The organism is Streptosporangium sp. NPDC049078 (genome assembly GCF_040648855.1).
GTDB lineage: Bacteria > Actinomycetota > Actinomycetes > Streptosporangiales > Streptosporangiaceae > Streptosporangium.
The window spans coordinates 171,767-190,500 of the sequence record NZ_JBEZEL010000008.1 but is presented as its reverse complement, the minus strand read 5'-3'; the positions used below and the strand labels follow the sequence as shown (position 1 = coordinate 190,500).

15 protein-coding genes are annotated in these 18,734 nt (G+C 69.7%); 7 read left to right on the top strand and 8 right to left on the bottom strand.

The genetic code is table 11. The annotated features are described in order from the left end of the window. Positions 1–229: 229 nt before the first annotated feature. Positions 230–745: a hypothetical protein gene (locus AB0B90_RS15445; protein WP_362922987.1), complete on the top strand. Its 516-nt coding sequence runs from the start codon at positions 230–232 to the stop codon at positions 743–745. Positions 746–839: 94 nt separating this feature from the next. Here AB0B90_RS15445 and AB0B90_RS15440 read toward each other — a convergent pair whose 3' ends face one another. Further along, entirely contained in the window at positions 840–1,487 is a 648-nt protein-coding gene (locus AB0B90_RS15440) for a methyltransferase domain-containing protein (RefSeq protein WP_362922985.1), read from the bottom strand. 223 nt (positions 1,488–1,710) lie between these two features. Between AB0B90_RS15440 and AB0B90_RS15435 the strand changes: the two genes are divergently transcribed. Further along, positions 1,711–3,759, top strand: a complete 2,049-nt coding sequence (locus AB0B90_RS15435; protein WP_362922983.1) for a glycoside hydrolase family 44 protein — start codon at positions 1,711–1,713, stop codon at positions 3,757–3,759. Between the two features lie 66 nt (positions 3,760–3,825). Here AB0B90_RS15435 and AB0B90_RS15430 read toward each other — a convergent pair whose 3' ends face one another. The 4 genes from AB0B90_RS15430 to AB0B90_RS15415 form a co-directional block, all read right to left on the bottom strand. After that, entirely contained in the window at positions 3,826–5,034 is a 1,209-nt protein-coding gene (locus AB0B90_RS15430; protein ID WP_350946678.1) for an ROK family transcriptional regulator, read from the bottom strand. A 35-nt stretch (positions 5,035–5,069) separates the two neighbouring features. Continuing rightward, a complete protein-coding gene (locus tag AB0B90_RS15425) occupies positions 5,070–6,317 on the bottom strand; it encodes an ABC transporter permease (protein ID WP_350946677.1) in 1,248 nt (415 codons plus the stop codon). Continuing rightward, on the bottom strand, positions 6,314–7,078 hold the full coding sequence (locus tag AB0B90_RS15420) for an ATP-binding cassette domain-containing protein (RefSeq protein WP_350946676.1): 765 nt from the start codon (positions 7,076–7,078) through the stop codon (positions 6,314–6,316). The genes AB0B90_RS15425 and AB0B90_RS15420 overlap by 4 nt, the downstream gene beginning before the upstream one ends. Positions 7,079–7,286: 208 nt before the next feature. After that, positions 7,287–8,396, bottom strand: coding sequence for a substrate-binding domain-containing protein (locus tag AB0B90_RS15415; RefSeq protein WP_350946675.1), 1,110 nt, complete (start codon positions 8,394–8,396; stop codon positions 7,287–7,289). A gap of 506 nt (positions 8,397–8,902) precedes the next feature. Between AB0B90_RS15415 and AB0B90_RS15410 the strand changes: the two genes are divergently transcribed. From AB0B90_RS15410 to AB0B90_RS15400, 3 genes are read left to right on the top strand one after another with little or no spacing between them, the layout of a single operon-like run. Then, complete coding sequence (locus AB0B90_RS15410) at positions 8,903–9,436, top strand: PadR family transcriptional regulator (protein ID WP_350946674.1); 534 nt, start codon at positions 8,903–8,905, stop codon at positions 9,434–9,436. Further along, positions 9,433–10,173, top strand: a complete 741-nt coding sequence (locus tag AB0B90_RS15405) for an ABC transporter ATP-binding protein (RefSeq protein WP_362922980.1) — start codon at positions 9,433–9,435, stop codon at positions 10,171–10,173. The genes AB0B90_RS15410 and AB0B90_RS15405 overlap by 4 nt, the downstream gene beginning before the upstream one ends. Positions 10,174–10,177: 4 nt before the next feature. Continuing rightward, positions 10,178–11,968, top strand: coding sequence for an FtsX-like permease family protein (locus tag AB0B90_RS15400; protein ID WP_350946672.1), 1,791 nt, complete (start codon positions 10,178–10,180; stop codon positions 11,966–11,968). Between the two features lie 129 nt (positions 11,969–12,097). Here the strand turns inward: AB0B90_RS15400 and acnA are convergent, their stop codons facing one another. Together acnA and AB0B90_RS15390 are read right to left on the bottom strand one after the other, a co-directional pair. Further along, entirely contained in the window at positions 12,098–14,893 is a 2,796-nt protein-coding gene (acnA, locus tag AB0B90_RS15395; RefSeq protein ID WP_350946671.1) for an aconitate hydratase AcnA, read from the bottom strand. 190 nt (positions 14,894–15,083) lie between these two features. After that, positions 15,084–15,809: a metal-dependent hydrolase gene (locus AB0B90_RS15390; RefSeq protein WP_362922977.1), complete on the bottom strand. Its 726-nt coding sequence runs from the start codon at positions 15,807–15,809 to the stop codon at positions 15,084–15,086. Positions 15,810–16,498: 689 nt separating this feature from the next. Here AB0B90_RS15390 and AB0B90_RS15385 point away from each other — a divergent pair. Together AB0B90_RS15385 and AB0B90_RS15380 are read left to right on the top strand one after the other, a co-directional pair. Further along, entirely contained in the window at positions 16,499–17,281 is a 783-nt protein-coding gene (locus AB0B90_RS15385; RefSeq protein WP_350946669.1) for a PadR family transcriptional regulator, read from the top strand. Between the two features lie 7 nt (positions 17,282–17,288). Continuing rightward, positions 17,289–17,873 carry a DUF1707 domain-containing protein gene (locus AB0B90_RS15380; protein ID WP_350946668.1) on the top strand — a complete coding sequence of 195 codons (585 nt, stop codon included), beginning with the start codon at positions 17,289–17,291 and terminating at the stop codon, positions 17,871–17,873. Positions 17,874–18,055: 182 nt separating this feature from the next. On the opposite strand, the gene mug is transcribed toward AB0B90_RS15380, so the two are convergent. Then, complete coding sequence (gene mug / locus AB0B90_RS15375) at positions 18,056–18,550, bottom strand: G/U mismatch-specific DNA glycosylase (RefSeq protein ID WP_350946852.1); 495 nt, start codon at positions 18,548–18,550, stop codon at positions 18,056–18,058. Positions 18,551–18,734 lie beyond the last annotated feature (184 nt).

Sequence of the window (18,734 nt, the reverse complement as noted above, 5' to 3'; positions counted from 1 at the left end):
GTGGTCGTTCTTTTCCACCCGGTGCAAGCCACATCCTCCGGGGGTGCGAAACCCACCCCCGCCACCGGCCGGCGCGAGACAACCGCAGAACGCGAACACGAGTGGCGACGAACCGATGACATTCAGTAGTCTGGCGACGCCGCCTGAACACCCCTCCCCGTGAGCGCCCTCCACGCCACGGAGCCAGGTCCGGTCCCCCCGCTGGTACAAGGGCAAGGAGAAAGACGAGTTGGACACGACCGACATCCGCTTGCGCGTCCTGGAGACAGACGTCGCCGCGCTCCGCGCGCAGAGCCAGGAGAGCAAGGTGATCAACGCAGGGATCCTGGATGTCCTGAAAGACCTGCGAACCGTGACGACGGAACTCTGGACGGAGATGACCGGTTTCCGTACGGAGATGACCGGTTTCCGTACGGAGATGACCGGTTTCCGTACGGAGATGACCGGTTTCCGTACGGAGATGACGGGCTTCCGCACGGAGCTGGACGAGCTCCGCACCGGCCAGGACAGCCTCCGGGCAGAGATGGCCGGGCTCCGTACGGAGGTGAACGAACTCCGCACCGGACAGGACGAACTGCGCGCCGAGATGCGCACCGGTCACGCCGAGCTCCGCGAGGAGATCTCCGTGGTCAAGCGCTCCGCCGGAAACCTCGAGCTCTCCATGAAGCGCGTCGAGGGTGACGTCGCCGAGCTCAAGGCCGGTCACATCGAGCTGCGCCACCTGGTCGCGGACCTCGTGAAGTAACACCCGCACCGCCGTCGGCACCCGTGGCCCCGGGTGCCGACGGCCCGGCTTCCGTGAGTCATCCGACCCCACCCCGGGTTACACGACCGGCGCTCTACCCTTTGCGGGCGAGCAGGTGGATCTCCTGGAACTGCCGTCGGTCGGTGGGCTGAGGCTGACGCACCATCCGGCCCACCTCGGCGAGCCCGGACTCGCGCAGCGTCGCGGCGAGGTGATCCGGCCACCACCGGTAGGCCGGTGCGACCGCGTGGTCGAAGACCTGTGTCGGGTGAGACGGATCATCGCTCGCCGAAAAGCCGATCAGAAGGTGACCGCCGGGTGCCAGTACGCGGTAGAACTCGGCCAAGATGACGGGGAGTTCTCGCGGTGGCGTGTGGATGACGGACCACCGTGAGAGTACGCCGCCCAGCACCCCGTCGGCGATGTCCACCGCGGCCATCGAGCCCACGTCGAACCGCAGGCCCGGATAGGCGTGCCGAGCCAGTTCGATCATCGCGGGAGAGGCGTCGACACCGAACACCGCCAGCCCCAGCTCATCCAGATAAGCAGTGATATGGCCGGGTCCGCACCCCAGGTCCGCGACCTGACCGTCGCCACTCGCGCCCACAACCTCGGCGAAGGCACCCAGGATCGCGCGGTCCATGGTCCTGTCACGCAACTCTTCGCGGAACAGCTCCGCGTACAGGGGGGCGGCGGCATCGTAGGCCGCACGGGTGGCATCGAGGACATCGTGTTCAACCATGCCCGCGACAGTAGTTCCTGGCACCCAGGCAAGTCGGAAGAATCACGACGCATGCTGGTACGAGGCTCCCGTGAGAGCCGAAAGTTTCAGTGCCGTCCTGGCGTTTCCCCACCCCGGAAAGCGCTTGCTTGACACCCCGGGCCCCGGACCCAAAGCTGCGCGGAGCGCTCCCATGGCGTGTGGGGGCGCGCATGAGCTCCCACACGCATCGGAAGGGACCAACGTGCGCCACAGAAAAGCGCTGCTGTCGGCCACGGCCGGGGTGCTGGTCGCGGGCCTCGGCCTGGGCCACCTCACCGGCCTCGCCGGCGCCGCCGTCACGGGCCCGGCCTTGAGCGTCGACCTGGCCGACAGGCACGCGATCAGCCCCGACATCTATGGCATGAACTTCGCCGACGAGTCGCTCGCCCGCGACCTGCGGCTGCCGGTCCACCGCTGGGGCGGCAACGCCACAACCCGCTACAACTTCCGCAACGACACCACCAACCGGGCCTCGGACTGGTACTTCGAGAACATCCCCAACGACAACCCCAGCCCCGGCGACCTGCCGGACGGCTCGGATACGGACAGGTTCGTCGAACGGAACAGGGCGACCGGCACCCAGAGCATCCTCACCGTGCCGCTGCTGGGCTGGGTGGCCAAGGAACGGGCCAAGGCGTGCGGGTTCAGCGTCACCAAGTACGGCGAGCAGCAGTCCGTCGACCCGTGGGCCACCGACTGCGGCGACGGCAAGAAGCCCGACGGCACGCCGATCACCGGCAACGACCCGGAGGACACCTCCGTCGAGGTCGGCCCGCAGTACGTCAAGGACTGGATCGCCCACCTCAAGGGCAGGTACGGCTCCGCCACCGCCGGCGGGGTGAAGTACTACAACCTCGACAACGAGCCCGACCTGTGGCACTCCACCCACCGGGACGTGCGCCCCACGGGACTGGGCTACGACGAGCTGCGCGACCGCACCTACGAGTACGCCGCCGCGATCAAGGAGGCCGACCCGGGCGCCAAGACCCTCGGCCCGGTCGGCTGGGGCCTGAACTCGATCTTCTACTCCGGCCTCGACCAGGACACCTGCAGCAGGACGGGCTGCTGGAGCGACCCGCCCGACCGGGCGGCACACGGCGGCGTCCAGCTGGGCCCGTGGTACCTGCAGCAGATGAGGGCCTACGAGCAGGAGCACGGCACGCGCATCCTCGACTACTTCGACATCCACATCTACCCGCAGCAGGCCGGCGTGCACAACCAGGACGCCGGTGACGCCGCCACCCAGGAGCGTCGGCTGCGCTCCACCCGGCAGCTGTGGGACCCGGCCTACGTCGACGAGAGCTGGATCAACCAACCGGTGCGGATGATCCCCCGGATGCGCGAGCTGGCCGCCCAGCACTACCCGGGCACCAAGGTCGCCATGACCGAGTACAGCTGGGGCGCCTACGGCCACATCAACGGCGCGCTGGCCCAGGCCGACATCCTGGGCATCTTCGGCCGCGAGCGCCTCGACCTGGCCACGCTGTGGACGGCGCCCGAGCCCACCCAACCGGTGGCGCACGCCTTCCGGATGTACCGCAACTACGACGGCGAGGGCGGCGCGTTCGGAGAGACCTCGGTCAGGGCGGCCAGCGCCGACCAGGGCAAACTGGCCGTCTACGCCGCCGAGCGCGCTTCCGACGAGGCGCTCACCCTCGTCGTGGTCAACAAGACCGGCGAGGAGCTGACCAGCGACGTCGCGATCGTCGGCCGCACCGGCTCGTCGACCGCCCAGGTCTACCGTTACGGCGCCGCCGACCTGACGGCCATCCAGCGGGCCGCCGACCAGCCCGTGGGCGCGGACGGCTTCACCGGCACCTTCCCTGCCAACTCCATCACCACCGTCGTCATCCCGCCGGGCGGCACCGACCCCACGCCCACGCCGACCCCCACCCCGACTCCCACGCCCACCCCGACCCCCTCGGCCTCCTGCAGTGTCACCTACACCGTCGTCAACCAGTGGCAGGGCGGCTTCCAGGGCGGCGTGAAGATCACCAACCTGGGCACCACCCCGGTCAGTGGCTGGAAGGTCGGCTGGACCTTCGCAGGAGGCCAGAAGATCACCCAGTCCTGGAACGGCACCCACGCCCAGAACAGCGCGGCCGTCACCGTCACCAACGCCTCCTGGAACGGCACCCTCGCCGCGGGCGGCGGCAGCGCCGAGTTCGGCTTCCTGGCGAGCCTGACCGGAACCGCCAACGACAGACCCACCGCCTTCACCCTCGACGGCACCCCCTGCTCCATCGCCTGACCAGCCAGTTTTCCGTACAACGGGTCCGTCGGCCGATCTCGCTCGGAGAGGGAAACCCGCGTGGGGTCAGGAACCGGCGCGGGCGAGGACTTCGAGGGGGTCGGCGAGGACCTGGGAGAAGGCCAGTTCGGCGGCGCCGACGAGAGTGGCGTCATCGCCGAGGGCCGAGGTGCGCAGGCGCAGCTGCTCACGGCACGGAGGCAGGGCGTCGAGGGCGAGGCGGCTGCGGACCTGCGCGGCGGAGCCGAGATAGATCTCCCTGAGCGTGCCCCCGAAGACGACCATGTCGGGGTTGAACAGGTTGACGAGGTTGGAGACGCCCAGGCCGAGCCAGTCGCCGACGCGGCTCAGCGCCGCCTGCGCGACGACGTCTCCGCGGTCGGCGGCGTCGACCGCGGCGCGGACGGCGTCCCTGCCGACCTGGGAGCCGAAGCGGCCGGCGGCCTCCAGGAAGGCACGCTCTCCGACCTCCGCCTCCAGGCACCCGTGCGAGCCGCACCCGCAGAGGCGGCCCTTGTCGGGGTTGACGATCATGTGTCCGACCTCGCCGCCGAAGCCCAGGTGACCGCCGAGCAGCTGACCGTTGACGATCACTCCCCCGCCGATGCCGACGTCACCGTGGAGGTAGACGAGGTCGCGGCAGCCGACACCGACGCCTCGGGTCTGCTCGGCGAGGGCTGCGAGGTTGGCGTCGTTGCCGACGGTGACCGGCAGGCCGAGAGCGAGCCGGCGGGCCATCTCGTCGGCGAACGGCACGTCCTCCACGGTGACCATGTTGGGACCGAACCTGACGACCCCGTCGCCGCGGCCCACTCCCCCGGAGAACGCCGCCGCCACCCCGACGCACACCGTGTCCGGCCGTGTTTTGCGATGCATCTGCCGGGCGAAGGCGGCGAGCGGACCGACGATCTCCTCAAGGGAGAAGTCCCCGCGCCGCCGTATCGTCTCGCGACGGTCGAGAATGGTGCCGCCCAGACCGACGCGGGCGGCGACCAGCCGGTCGACGCCCACGTCGAAGGCGAACACGTAGACCCGCGCCGACTCGGGGCGGACCACCAGGGACGGACGTCCCGCCCTGCCCGTCTCCCTGGGGAGCTCCTCCCTGACCAGCCCGGCGGCGGTCAGATCGGCGGTGAGGGCCATGATGGTGCTGCGGTTGAGGCCCATCCGGTTGGTGAGTTCCGCACGCGAGGTGGGCCCGCTCAGATGGACGTGCCGGAGCAGGGCCCCAAGGTTGTGACGCCTGATCTCCTCTTGGGAGGGACCTGCCCGCATGGCGTGGTGTTCCTTCGGTGAATCGGAGTCGCTGGTCACCTTAGGCCGGTGGCGGCCGCCCGCTTGCGAGACAGGGCGTCCACCACGGCGGCGAGCAACAGGACAGAGCCGGTCACCATGAACTTCACACCGGAGCTGTAACCCATCAGGCCCATACCGTTCTCGATGACCGCGACCACGGCGCCGCCGAGGATGGCGTCCAGCACCCGGCCCTTGCCACCGAACAGGCTGGTGCCGCCGATGACGGCTGCGCCGACAGCGTAGAGCAGCACGTTGCTGCCGCCGGTGTTGGGGTCGACGGAACTGGCCCGCGAGGCGGCGATGACGCCGCCGACCGCGGCCATGGAAGAGCAGATCATGAAGGCGCTGATCTTCATCCGGTCGACGTTGATACCCGCCCGGCGCGCGGCCTCGGCGTTACCGCCGACCGCGTACAGATGCCGGCCGTACGCCGTGCGGCGGAGCACGAACGTCAGGACCAGCAGCAGGACCACGATGATGGGGACCACGAGCGGCATGCCCGCCAGGGAGACGACGGCGACGTTGCGGCTGCGCTCGATGTTGAGGAAGTAGACCGCGAGGCCGCCGAGCAGAGCGAGGGCGCCGACCCGCACCGCGATCAGCGAGATCGGGTCGGAGGTCAGCCCTCGGGCGGCACGCTTCTGGGAGCGCACCAGCTGGAGTCCGGCGTAGGCGGCGACGCCCACGGCCAGCAGGATCCAGCCCAGCGTGGGCGGCAGGTTCTTGTTCGCGATCGAGAGGATGGTCTCGTCGCGGATGGCGATGATGGTGCCGCCCTTGACGAGCAGCAGGACCAGTCCCTGGAAGGCGAGGAAGGCCGCGAGCGTCACCACGAACGACGGGATGCCGAGTTTCGCGACGATGGAGCCGATCGTGGTGCCGATCACCACACCGGTGAGGATCGCCGCTCCCACCGCCACGTACCAGGGCAGCCCCTGGCTACTGAGCATGATCGCGAGCACCGCGGCGCAGACCCCGCTGGCGAAGCCCGCCGACAGGTCGATCTCACCGAGGAGCAGCACGAACACCAGGCCCATGGCGATCACGGTGACCGCGGCGCCCTGGGTGAACAGGTTGGCGAAGTTTCCCGCGGTCAGGAAGGCGGGGCGCAGGACGGCGAAGACCGTGCAGAGCACCACGAGGCCGAACACCGCGGGCAGCGCGCCCATGTCGCCTCCGCGTACCCTTTCGGCGTAGCCGCGGAAGTTGCTTCTGATCGAGGGTGCCTCGGGTACGGTCTTCTGCGAGATCGTGGCGGTCATACGGTGACTCCGTTGGTGAGGCCGAGGTCCCCGCTGCGGCCAGAGGTGATCAGTTCGACGACCTGCGCGTGAGTCACGTCCGAGGTCTTGACCTGGGCCGCCATCCGGCCGAGGTAGAGGGTGGCGATCCGGTCGGACACGGCGAAGACGTCGTTCATGTTGTGGGAGATGAGCACGACGGCCAGGCCCTGGTCGGCCAGGCGCCGGACCAGTTCCAGCACCTGCGCCGTCTGGGCGACGCCGAGGGCGGCGGTCGGCTCGTCGAGGATGACGACCTTGCTGTTCCACAGCACGGCCTTGGCGATCGCCACCGTCTGACGCTGGCCGCCGGACAGGCTGGCGACGAGCTGGCGGATGGACTTGACGGTCCTGACCGACAGGCTCTCCAGGGTCTTGGCCGCCATCTCCTCCATCGTGTCCTCGTCGAGGACGATGCCGCGCTTGTGCTCGCGGCCGAGGAACATGTTCTGGACGATGTCGAGGTTGTCGCAGAGCGCGAGGTCCTGGTAGACGATCTCGATGCCCAGTTCGGCCGCGTCGCGCGGGCTGCCGATCTGGATCGGCTTGCCGTCGAAGAAGTACTCACCGGAGTCGATCGGGTGGATGCCGCCGACGCACTTGACGAGAGTGGACTTTCCTGCGCCGTTGTCGCCGACCAGCGCGGTCACCTCTCCGGCGTACGCGGAGAGGGAGACGTCGTGCAGGACCTGTACGGGACCGAAACTCTTGTCGATCCCGCGGAGTTCCAGTGCGGGGGTCATGGGGTTGTGCTCCCTGTGTTCATTTCGCGCGGCGAAGTTCGCGCGGGTCGGGCGCCTGCGAGCGGCGCCCCGCCCTGTCGCCGTCGCCGGGAGACGCTTCGCCTGCCGCGTCTTTTCGGTGTCTTCTCGGTGTCACAGGGTGGGGGATGCCGCGGTCGAGCGCGAAGGTGCGGCCGGCCGGAGAACGACCGGCCGCACCCTCCATGCCCTACTGGATTCCGGCCTCGGTGCACTTGGCGGCGAAGTCGCCGGTGCACAGCTCGTCCTTGGTCACGAAGCCGTCGGCGACGACGTCCTTGACACTGTCGAAGAAGATCGGCTGCGGGTCGAGGAGGACGGCGGGCACGTCGGCGCCGCTCTCGGTGTCCTTGACCGAGCCGGTCGCCGCGGGCTTCTCACCCTTGGCCAGGCCGATGGCGAGCTCGGCCGCCGCGTCGGCCTCCTTCTTGATCGCCTTGTAGACCGTCATGCACTGGTCACCGGCGAGGATGTTCTGCAGGCCCTGCACGGTGGCGTCCTGGCCGGTGACCGGGACCTTGCCGTTCAGGTTGTTCTTCTTGAGTACCGAGATGGCGGCGTTGCCGAGACCGTCGTTGGCGGCGAGGACGCCGGCGATCTTCGGCTGCTCGGTGAGCATCTGCTCGAAGATCGTGCCCGCCTGGGCGTTGTCCCAGTCGGGGACCGACTGGTCGGGACCCTTGACGTAGTCGCCCGAGTCGTACTTGGGCTTGAGCACGCCGTCGTAGCCGTTCTTGAACAGCGTGGCGTTGTTGTCGGTCGGCGAGCCGTTGAGCTCGGCGACGATCGGCTTCTCGGCCTTCTTGTCGGTCAGGCACTTCACCAGGCCCTCACCCTGCAGGGTGCCGACCTTGGTGTTGTCGAAGCTGACGTAGTACTGGGCGCCGCCGTTGAGGGTGAGGCGGTCGTAGTCGATGGTGGCCACGCCCTGCGCCTTGGCCTTGTCGAGCACGGCCTTGCCGGTGCCGCTGTCAAGGTTGACGATCATCAGGACCGTGGCCCCGTTGGTGATCATCTGGTCGGCGATGGTCTGGAACTGGGTCTTGTCGCCCTGGGCGTTCTGGATGTCGTAGGCGACACCCGCGGCCTTGAAGGCCTCCTCCAGGTACTTGCGGTCCGCGGTCTCCCAGCGGGCCGAGGACTTGCTGTCAGGAAGGATGACGCCGACCTTCCCCTCGGCGGCGGGTGCCGTGCTCTCCGCAGGGGCGGCGCTGGTGTCGGGGCTGTCGCTCCCGCAAGCGGTGAGGCCGAGGGTCATCGCCGCGGCGGCGGCGGTAAGGCTGAGGATCCCCTTGCGCATGGTGCACGGGTCCTTTCTTCTCTTAGAAAGACGGGGGGTACGGACGGGCGGCATGCCGAATTCGCGGGTACGGCTGTGCCGGGTCTCGGCTCACCATTCCGTTGAATGTTGTTTGCGGCAACGTATTCCGCCGTTGGCCTGGAGCGCCAGACCCTCCATAGGTAAAGTTTGTTGTGGCCGGTAACAATCCAGAAACGCACCCTTAACCGTCTCGGGACCGTGTGCGACCCGCCAGGCCAGATGTCACCTGACCACGATCGTCGCCGTCAAACCGGCCCCGGGTCGCGCCGCGGCCCGCGACGGAGGACGCCCCCACGGTTCACGCGTGACAGCCGCGAGTGCACCTGTTCGTCCGTAATCGCCGAGGATCGCCCGTTGCTCCGATCGGCCTTTCCCTTCATTTCTCGGCCGAAGCCGACGGCGAACCGGTGCAGAAGATCACCGGGTGCCCGTTTTGACACCCCGCATGGATAACCGCTATCTATTAGCCAACCGTTAGGGGTGACATGCAGGACGCAGTGCTGGCGATGCTCGCCAAGGAGCCGGCGCACGGATATCACTTGCACGCTCGACTGCGACGCAGTCTTGGCCCGCTGGGCGAGTCGATGAACCGTGGCCAGATCTATGTGACGTTGGCCCGGTTGGAGCGAGCGGGGCTCGTTGTCTGCGAGCGGACGGACGGCCTGCCCGAGCGGCCGGAGCGCAAGGTCTACGCGCTGACGCCGGACGGGCAACAACGGGTGGCCGCCTGGCTGGCCGAGGTGGGCTGGCCGAAACCAGACCTGGCGGAGTTTCATCTCAAGCTCGCCGCCGCCGCCGCTGCCCGGCTGGCCGACCCGGTGGAACTGGTGGCGGCGCAGCGCCGTGAACTGCTGCGCCGCTTGCGTGAGGCGCAGCAGGCGGCGCTGGCCCAGCCGGCGGGGTCGGGCGCCGGCCTGCTGCTGGAAGGGGTCGTGCTGCGGTTGCAGGCGGACCTGCGCTGGCTGGATGCCTGCGAACGGGCCTGGTCCAGGGCCGATGACGAGATCGAGGGTGGATGAACGTGTCAAGTGCCGCGGTCCGGACCTGCGCCCTGGTGAAGACGCATGGCCGGGGGCAGAGCCGGGTCCGCGCGGTGGACGAGGTCGACCTGGAGGTGCCGCAGGGACAGACACTGGCCGTCATGGGGCCCAGCGGCTGCGGGAAGTCGACCCTGCTGCACCTGCTGGGTGGCCTGGAGCGGCCTACCGATGGAGAGGTGTGGGTGGCCGGACGGCGCATCGACACGCTGAACGAGCGAGCTCTGGCGCGCATGCGGCGCCGGTCGGTGGGGTTCGTCTTCCAGGCCTTCCACCTGGTGGAGGAACTGTCGGCGGCCGAGAACGTGGAGCTGCCCGCGCTGCTGGCCGGGCACTCGCGCCGCCAGGCCAGACGGCGCGCGGGCCTGCTGCTGGAACGGGTCGGGCTCGCCGACCGCGCCCGCCACCTGCCCTCACGACTGTCCGGCGGTCAACGCCAGCGGATCGCCGTCGCCCGCGCGCTGGTCAACGACCCGCTGGTCGTCCTGGCCGACGAGCCGACCGGCAACCTCGACACCGCGGCGACCCTCGATGTGCTGAGGATCTTCGAAGATCTGCGTGCCGGGGGACAGACCCTCGTGGTCGTCACGCACGACGAACGGGTCGCGGCCACCGCGGACCGGCTGATCTCGATGCGCGACGGGATGTTCGTCGACGACACCCGGCTGGCCGGCTCCCACCCGCGCGGGCTCGGCGGGCTGATCGGGCTGGAGGGCTGAGCTCATGGGCCACATCATGCTCGTCGCGCGCCTGGTGCCGGCCGACGTGCGCCGGCACAGGCTCCAGGCCTTGACGCTCCTGCTCGCGGTCACCGTGGCCACCGCCACGATGGCCCTGGGCCTGTCCCTGCGCGGCGCGAGCGACGCGCTGTACGAACAGACCCGGGCGGCCACCGCCGGGCCGGACGTGGTGGCGCTCTCCGGTGACACGGGCCCCGCCGTGACCTCGGCCCTGACCTCGCTGGCGAACGATCCCGAAGTGGTCGCCCACCACGGCCCCTACCGCATCGTCTACGCCACCCTCACCGCGCGCTCCTCCACCTCGTCCCCGGTGGTGGTGCACGGCTTCGCCGAGAGGCCCGGCACGCTCAACCGGCCGCTGGTGACCTCGGGGCAGTGGGTACGCTCCGGCGGCGCGGTCCTCGAACGCGGCTTCGCCACCGCGCTGGGCGTCGGCGTCGGCGACCGCGTCGTCATCGCCGGCCGGTCGTATCCCGTCGTCGGGATCGCCGTCACCGCGGCCACCTCCATCTACCCCGGGGCCGCGCAGATCGGCCCGTACGGTGGTCCCATCGACTACAGCGGCCTGGCCTGGATGACCCGGTCGGATGCCCGGGCCCTGGCGTCGTCCCAGGATCTCCCGGTGACCACGGCCCTGGACCTCAAGCTGCGCGACCCGGCCGCCACCGAGGCATTCCTGGAGTCCTCCCGCGTCGCCGCCCTCGGGGTGAACGTCCACTCCTGGCAGTTCACGGCCGAGCACGACATGGTCGTCCTCAGGAACAGCCGGCCGATCCTGGTCGTCGGCAGCTGGTTGCTCGGTTTCCTGGCCGTCACCGGGGTCGCGGCGCTGGCCGCGGGACGCGCCGTCGAGCAGACGCGCCGGGCCGGGCTGCTCAAGGCCGTGGGCGCCACCCCTGGTCTGATCGCCACCGTCCTGTTCACCGAGTATCTGGCACTGGCGCTGGCCGGCGACGCGCTGGGGCTGGTGATCGCCCGCCTGGTCGTGCCCGCCGTCGCCGGCCCCACCGCCGGCCGGATCGGCGACGTGGCCGGGCCCGGCGGCGCCACCGTCGCAGCGACGACCGTCCTCGCCGTGGCGGTGGCGGTGTTGTCCACGCTGCGTCCCACGCTGCGGGCCAGTCGCACGGCGACCGTCACGGCGCTGTCCGCCACCGCGCACCAGCCCCGTCACCGCCCCTGGCTCACCGCGCTGTCCGCGCTGCTGCCCACGCCGCTGCTGCTCGGGCTGCGGCTGACCGCCCGCCGACCGGGTCGCGCCGTGCTGCAGGCGTGCTCCACCGCCACCACGGTGATCGCGATCGTGGCCCTGCTGACCCTCTACGCCCAGCCGGAGAGAGGCTACGGTCTGGACGGCTCCTCCATCCTGCCCAACCTGCGCGGCGAGCACGACCGCCGGCTGATGCTCGCCGTCACCATCCTGGTGATCGCCCTCACCGTCGTGAACACCGTCACGTTCACCTGGACCACCGCCATGGAGGCCCGGGCGAACATGGCCGTCGCACGTGCGCTCGGCGCCACCCCCGGCCAGGTCGCCTCGGGGCTGTCCACCGCCCAGCTCCTGCCCGCGCTGGGCGGTGCCGTCGTCGGCGTCCCCGCGGGCATCGGCCTGCTCTCGCTCTTCGCCGCCGGGAACGCGGTGGACCCCCCCTTCTCCTGGCTGCTCGGTGCCACACTCGCGACTCTCCTGGCGACGGCGGCACTCACCGCCCTGCCCGCACGCCTGGCTGCCCGCCGTCCCGTGGCGCGGGCGCTCAGCGCGGAAACGGCGTGACCGGCCCCGCTCAGCGGTGGAAGCTCTGAAAGCACGGAACCGCCCGGCGGGATGGTGTCCCGCCGAGCGGTTCTCGTCCGGGGTGTGCCCCCGAGCGGGCGGGGCCGGCGTGCGGCCCCGCCCCCCTGCTCAGCTCTTGGCGAGCAGGGAGCGCAGGACGTACTGCATGATGCCCCCGTGCCGGTAGTAGTCGGCCTCTCCCGGGGTGTCGATGCGCACGATCGCCTGGAACTCCTTGTCGTCGGCCCGCACCGTCACGGTCTGCGGGACGCCACCCTCGTTGAGTGCCTCGACGCCGATGACGTCGAAGGTCTCCTCACCGGTCAGGCCCAGCGAGCTCGCCGTCTCCCCTTCGGGGAACTGCAGCGGCAGCACGCCCATGCCGATCAGGTTGGAGCGGTGGATGCGCTCGTAGGACTCCGCGATGACGGCGCGGACGCCGAGCAGGGCGGTGCCCTTCGCCGCCCAGTCGCGCGAGGAGCCCGAGCCGTACTCCTTGCCCGCGAGGACGACGAGCGGGATGCCCGCGGCCTGGTAGTTGGCCGAGGCGTCGTAGATGAAGGACTGCGGACCGCCCGGGGCGGTGAAGTCGCGGGTGTAGCCGCCCTCCACGCCGTCGAGCAGCAGGTTCTTCAGCCGGATGTTCGCGAAGGTGCCGCGGATCATGACCTCGTGGTTGCCGCGGCGCGAGCCGTAGGAGTTGAAGTCCTTGACCTCGACGCCGTGTTCCTTCAGGTAGTCGGCGGCGGGGGTGCCGACCTTGATCGCGCCCGCCGGGGAGATGTGGTCGGTGGTGACCGAGTCGCCCAGCTTCGCGAGCACCCGGGCGGCGGAGATGTCGGTCACCGGCTCCGGCTTGGGAGGCATGCCCTCGAAGTAGGGGGCCTTGCGGACGTAGGTCGAGTCCGGGTCCCACTCGAAGGTGTTGCCGGTCGGGATCGGCAGCGAGCGCCAGGTCTCGTCGCCCTTGAACACGTCGGCGTAGTCGTGCAGGAACATCTCCTGGTCGATCGAGGAGGCGACGACCGCCGCGATCTCCTCGGGCGCGGGCCAGATGTCGGCGAGGAACACCGGCTCACCGTCCGAGCCCACACCCAGCGGCTCGTTGTTCAGGTCGAGGTCCATGGTGCCCGCGAGGGCGTAGGCGACGACCAGCGGCGGCGAGGCCAGGTAGTTCATCTTGACGTCGGGGTTGATCCGGCCCTCGAAGTTGCGGTTGCCCGACAGCACGGCGGTGACCGCGAGGTCGTTGTCCTGGATCGCGGCGGAGATCTCCTCCTGCAGCGGGCCCGAGTTGCCGATGCAGGTGGTGCAGCCGTAGCCGACCAGGTTGAAACCGATCTTGTCGAGGTACGGCTGCAGGCCGGAGCGCTCGAAGTAGCCGGTGACGACCTGCGAGCCGGGGGCGAGGGAGGTCTTGACCCACGGCTTGCGGGTCAGGCCCTTCTCGACCGCGTTCCTGGCGAGCAGCGCGGCACCCATCATGACGTACGGGTTGGAGGTGTTGGTGCAGCTGGTGATCGCGGCGATCGTCACCACGCCGTGGTCGATCTCGAAGTCGGTGCCGTCGGCGAGGGTGACCCGCACCACCTTGTGCGGCCGGTCGCCGTCGTGGCCGGCCGGGGTCGGTTTGTCGCCGTTGTCCTGGCGGGAGACGGCCGGGGGGTCGGAGGCGGGGAACGACTCGCCGGACGCCTCGTCGAGCGGGCCCTGGACGCTCGACACGTAGTCCTTGACGGCCGCGCGCCAGGCGCTCTTGGCGTCCGACAGCGCGATGCGGTCCTGAGGGCGCTTGGGGCCGGCGATCGACGGGACGACCGTGGACAGGTCCAGCTCGATGTACTCGGAGAAGACCGGCTCGGCGGCCTCGGGGTCGAGCCACATGCCCTGGGCCTTGGCGTAGGCCTCGACGAGGGCGACCTGCTCGGCGGAGCGGCCGGTCAGCGTGAGGTATTCGGTCGTCTGACCGTCGATCGGGAAGATCGCGCAGGTCGAGCCGAACTCGGGGCTCATGTTGCCGATCGTCGCCCGGTTGGCCAGCGGCACGCTGGAGACCCCGTCACCGTAGAACTCCACGAACTTGCCGACGACACCGTGCTTGCGGAGCATCTCGGTGATCGTGAGGACCAGGTCGGTGGCGGTGGCTCCGGCGGGGAGCCTGCCGGTCAGCTTGAAACCGACCACGCGCGGGATGAGCATGGAGATCGGCTGGCCGAGCATCGCGGCCTCGGCCTCGATGCCGCCCACGCCCCAGCCCAGGACGCCGATGCCGTTCTCCATGGTGGTGTGGGAGTCGGTGCCGACGCAGGTGTCGGGGTACGCGGCCAGCACGGTCTCGCCGTCGATCTCGACGCTTCGCGTCATCACGACCCGGGCGAGGTGCTCGATGTTGACCTGGTGCACGATGCCGGTGCCCGGCGGGACGACCTTGAACTCGTCGAAGGCGGTCTGGCCCCAGCGCAGGAACTGGTAGCGCTCGCGGTTGCGCTCGTACTCCCGTTCGACGTTGCGCTGGAAGGAGTCGGCCCCGCCGAAGAAGTCGACGATGACCGAGTGGTCGATGACCATCTCGGCCGGGGCGAGCGGGTTGATCCTGGCCGGGTCGCCGCCCAGGTCGCGGACGGCCTCGCGCATGGTGGCCAGGTCGACGACGCACGGGACGCCGGTGAAGTCCTGCATGATCACGCGGGCCGGCGTGAACTGGATCTCCACGTTCGGGTTCGCCTTCGGGTCCCACTGGCCGATCGCGCGGATGTGGTCGGCGGTGATGTTCGCGCCGTCCTCCGTGCGGAGAAGGTTCTCCAGAAGGATCTTCAGGCTGTACGGGAGACGCCCCGAGCCCTCCACGGCGTCCAGCCGGTAGATCTCGTATTCCGCGTCACCGACGCGGAGCGTGTCACGGCTGCCAAAGCTGTTCGCGGACACGGTTCGCCTCCCTCATCACCTGATGTCTGGCGCGCCGGCACATAGGGCGCGCTTGAATCCTGCCGCACCGCCCGAGTGCCCCGAACTGTTAGGTCTGCCTAACTTCCAGGTCACCGACAGGCCGCGACAAATGTCTCGACATCAAGATATCCCTCCGGGTATCTCGACATCAAATTACCCCCCAGTATGATCACTGCGGAGCGAGCCGGAGGTACAGCAGCCCGAGAACGACGACGGAAAGCACCGGGGCGAGAAACTTCTGCTCGAAGGCGCGCCCCGTCTTGATGCCGATCTTCCACGGCAGCAGCCACTTCTGCCGCATCGGCCAGAGGACCGGACACCCCTTCTCCGTACAGCAGTCACCCACGACGTGGGTGAGACATCCGATCGCGACCGCCAGCCCCAGCCAGGCGTATCCCACGTTGTCGCTGCGGAACACCACGAACAGCCCGGCCGTCATACCGATGTTGAGCATCGCCGAGGCGAACTTCTTGCCCGGGATGCCGATGCCGATCGCCCGCAGCGCGAGGCCGATGAGCAGCACCACCAGGATGTCGCGGCCGATCGGATAGGTGTTGGCCAGGTAGTGGGCGCCGAAACCCGCGGCGATCGCGAAGACCAGCGAGTGGGTGGCGTTGCGATGGCCACCGGCGAGCCACGAGACCGCCTTGCTCAGCCCCCAGGTGACCGGCCCGAACGTCTGCGCGATCGTCGCGCTCGGATGGTCGAGGTCCGGCAGCATCGCGGCACCGGCGCAGATGATGGCTCCGGCGACGAATTCGGCCGGATTGAGCGCGTTCACCATGACGCCGGTCTCGATGAACCTGGACGTCTCGGTCAGCAAGGGCAGCGCGGCCAGCGCGGGCGCCACCCCCAGCCAGGCGATCGCACCCGTCAGCGCATGCGTATGCCCCATCATCGGTCAAAAACCCCCATCAAGATCACCCTGGGAGACTGTACGTCAAAGCCTCCCCCAGATGGAGGACCGTGCCATCGCACACCATCGGCGTGTCGCAGGGGCGGAACGGCCCCGGCACGCGAACACTGATCGTTTTCCGTCGACTCCAGGGTCGCCCGAAGGCGACGATGGCCCGTTTCGATCTCTCCGCCCCTCCACGAAAGATGACCGCCATCCGCATCTTCCTACGAATGGGGAACGGATGGAACGGGCGAACAGTGCCTGGAACGGCGATCGGGAAGCCTCGCGGCGGAGTGGTCGTTCCCATGAGGCGGGTCTCGCGCGAGAAGCCCTCCGGGGACTCTTCACCGGAGGGCGGAACGCGCACCCGGGAGGGTCGCGATCAAGTGGGGACATGCGAAAACGACAGACGGGACCGTTCCGTACCGAAAGCACCCCCCAGCCCTTCCGGTACGGAACGGATCCCGTCCACGTCCTTTGTAACGTGCAGGTCTCAGGACTTGTTCCAGAATCCGGCAAGAATTACGTGATCTGCCTCACTTCTACTTAGAGTAATCAAAAATTACTCTGTGTAACCATCGGACAAATCCCCCATTTCGCGACATGGGGTTGTCGTCAGAACGTTCGCGATATATCTTTGAAGCATCGAGAGCGATCAAAAGACGATCGCGGTACGGAGGTACGACATGACATCGTCGAACGCGATGGGCGGCCCCTGGGCCGGATTCGGATCCCACGAGGTCAGGCGCGAGATGAAGCGCGCGGCCAGGGAGGCATGGCGGCAGATGGCCGCCGGATGGCACGAGGGCGGCCCGGAGCACGGCCCCCGCACGCCACACCACGGACACCACGAGGGCGGGCCGCACGAGCACCGGCACCGCGGCCACCGCGGCGGCCCCTTCCCCTTCGGCCCCGGGTTCCCCTGGGACCTCGGCCGGGGCGGCAGGGGGGGCAGAGGCCCGTTCGGCGGGGGGCCCTTCGGCGGCGGGCCGCCGTTCGGACGCGGACGCAAGGCGAAGCGCGGCGACGTCCGCGCCGCGATCCTCGCCCTGCTCACCGAGTCCCCCCGCAACGGCTACCAGATCATCCAGGAGATCGACCGGCGCAGCGAGGGCGGCTGGAAGCCGAGCCCCGGAGCGGTCTACCCGGCCCTGCAGCAGCTCACCGACGAGGGCCTGGTCCTGGCCGAGGAGAACGAGGGCCGCAAGACCTTCAGCCTCACCGACGCCGGCCGCGCCTACGTGGCCGAGCACTCCGAGGAGGTGCGCGCCCCGTGGGAGGAGATGACGCCCGAGGTCGACGACAGCACCTGGGAGCTGATGGACATCACCCGCCAGTCGGGGTTCGCCATGCTCCAGATCCTGCAGACCGGCAGTGACGCGCAGATCCGGCAGGCGAAGCAGACCCTGATCGAGACGCGCCGCAAGCTCTACCAAATCTTGGCCGACGGCGACACCGGCGAGGAGTGACCTGACCATGATCCCCCGAGACGACCTCCGCATCGGAGACGCCGAGCGCGACGTGGCGATGGAGGCCCTGCGCGAGCACTACGCACAGGGCCGCCTGACCCGTGATGAGCTCGACGAACGCCTCGAACTGACCCTGGCCGCGCGGACCGGCGGCGAGCTGGCCCGGGTGAGCGCGGACCTTCCCGGCCCGCACGCCTGGCGGCAGGAGGAGCCCGAGAACTCCCGGGGTCCCTGGGGCGCGGGAGCCCCCTGGGGCCCCGGATCGCCGTGGGGGCCGGGCGGAGGGCCGTGGGGGCCGGACGGGCGCCGCGGGCATGCCCACTCCTGGGGCCCTCCCCGGCACGGGGGCCGCCGTCACCACCCCGGCTGGAGCCACCACCGCATGGGCCACCACCTGGGCCACCGTGGCGGGCCTCCGCTCTTCCCCCTCATGTTCCTGGTGCTGGTGGCCGGGGTGCTGATCGGTGGATTCGGGGTGCTCAAGTTCGTCTTCCTCGCCTGGCTGGTGATCGCCGTGCTGGGAATGCTCCGCCGCGGACGGGGACGCTCCGGGAGGCGCCACGACCGGATCGGCCCCCCTGCCTCGTTCTGATCTCCTCCCGGGCGCTTCCGCCCTTGCCCCGATCGGCTCCGGGCGAGCGGGCGGCCCGCCGTTCCTCGGGGCCCCTCGTACCGACCGGTACGAGGGGCCCCGACAGCCCGACAGGAAGAAGCCACCGCGCAGCCGGCCAAACGTCTCGACTCGTAACGACCGGTACGAGGGGCTCCGGCCCGTCAGGTGAGAGACTCCCGCAGCCGCCGCATCTCCTGCGCGATCCCGTCCAGCGTCCAGTGCGCGTTCAGACCGCTCGGGTTGGGCAGCACCCACACCGCCGCGCCGCCGATCCGGGACTCCTGCGGCCCGATCACCGCCTTGGGAACGCCGAACGCCTGCCGGTAGGCGGTCACCCCCGCCACCGCCAGCACCTTCGGCCGGACCTCGGCGACCAGCCTCGCCAGCCGCTCCCCGCCCGCGCGAAACTCCTCGGCGGACAGCTCCGCCGCCCGCGCGGAGGACCGCCGCACCACGTTGGTGATGCCCAGCCCGTAGGAGGGAAGCAGGTCCTGCTCGGCCGGGGACAGCAGCCTGGGGGTGAAGCCCGAGCGGTACAGCGCGGGCCAGAAACGATTGCCCGGCCGGGCGAAGTGGTGGCCGGTGGCGGCGGAGTACAGGCCAGGATTGATCCCGCAGAACAGCACCTCCAGCGAAGGCCCGAGGACGTCCTCGATCGTCGCCTCCCCCGCCGCCTCAAGCTCGGCACGGCTCGGCCGCGCGACGGCCCGCCCTTCGGAGGGCGGGCGTCTCGCGGGCGGGGCACCCCGCTGTTTCCTGGACGGCACGATGCGAACCTAACCCATCTCCTCCCCCGCCCCGGCGGAAAAGCCGAGCGCTTCGTCCTTCTCCGGAGGAGGA

What these genes read in the sequence shown, in the direction of transcription:
- AB0B90_RS15400 (WP_350946672.1), top strand. Translation starts at nt 10,178, where the DNA reads ATGGGCCACATCATGCTCGTCGCGCGCCTGGTGCCGGCCGACGTGCGC.
- AB0B90_RS15410 (WP_350946674.1), top strand. Translation starts at nt 8,903, where the DNA reads ATGCAGGACGCAGTGCTGGCGATGCTCGCCAAGGAGCCGGCGCACGGA.
- AB0B90_RS15390 (WP_362922977.1), bottom strand. Translation starts at nt 15,809, where the DNA reads ATGGGGCATACGCATGCGCTGACGGGTGCGATCGCCTGGCTGGGGGTG.
- AB0B90_RS15440 (WP_362922985.1), bottom strand. Translation starts at nt 1,487, where the DNA reads ATGGTTGAACACGATGTCCTCGATGCCACCCGTGCGGCCTACGATGCC.
- AB0B90_RS15380 (WP_350946668.1), top strand. Translation starts at nt 17,289, where the DNA reads ATGATCCCCCGAGACGACCTCCGCATCGGAGACGCCGAGCGCGACGTG.
- AB0B90_RS15415 (WP_350946675.1), bottom strand. Translation starts at nt 8,396, where the DNA reads ATGCGCAAGGGGATCCTCAGCCTTACCGCCGCCGCCGCGGCGATGACC.
- AB0B90_RS15430 (WP_350946678.1), bottom strand. Translation starts at nt 5,034, where the DNA reads ATGCGGGCAGGTCCCTCCCAAGAGGAGATCAGGCGTCACAACCTTGGG.
- AB0B90_RS15405 (WP_362922980.1), top strand. Translation starts at nt 9,433, where the DNA reads ATGAACGTGTCAAGTGCCGCGGTCCGGACCTGCGCCCTGGTGAAGACG.
- AB0B90_RS15420 (WP_350946676.1), bottom strand. Translation starts at nt 7,078, where the DNA reads ATGACCCCCGCACTGGAACTCCGCGGGATCGACAAGAGTTTCGGTCCC.
- AB0B90_RS15385 (WP_350946669.1), top strand. Translation starts at nt 16,499, where the DNA reads ATGACATCGTCGAACGCGATGGGCGGCCCCTGGGCCGGATTCGGATCC.
- AB0B90_RS15425 (WP_350946677.1), bottom strand. Translation starts at nt 6,317, where the DNA reads ATGACCGCCACGATCTCGCAGAAGACCGTACCCGAGGCACCCTCGATC.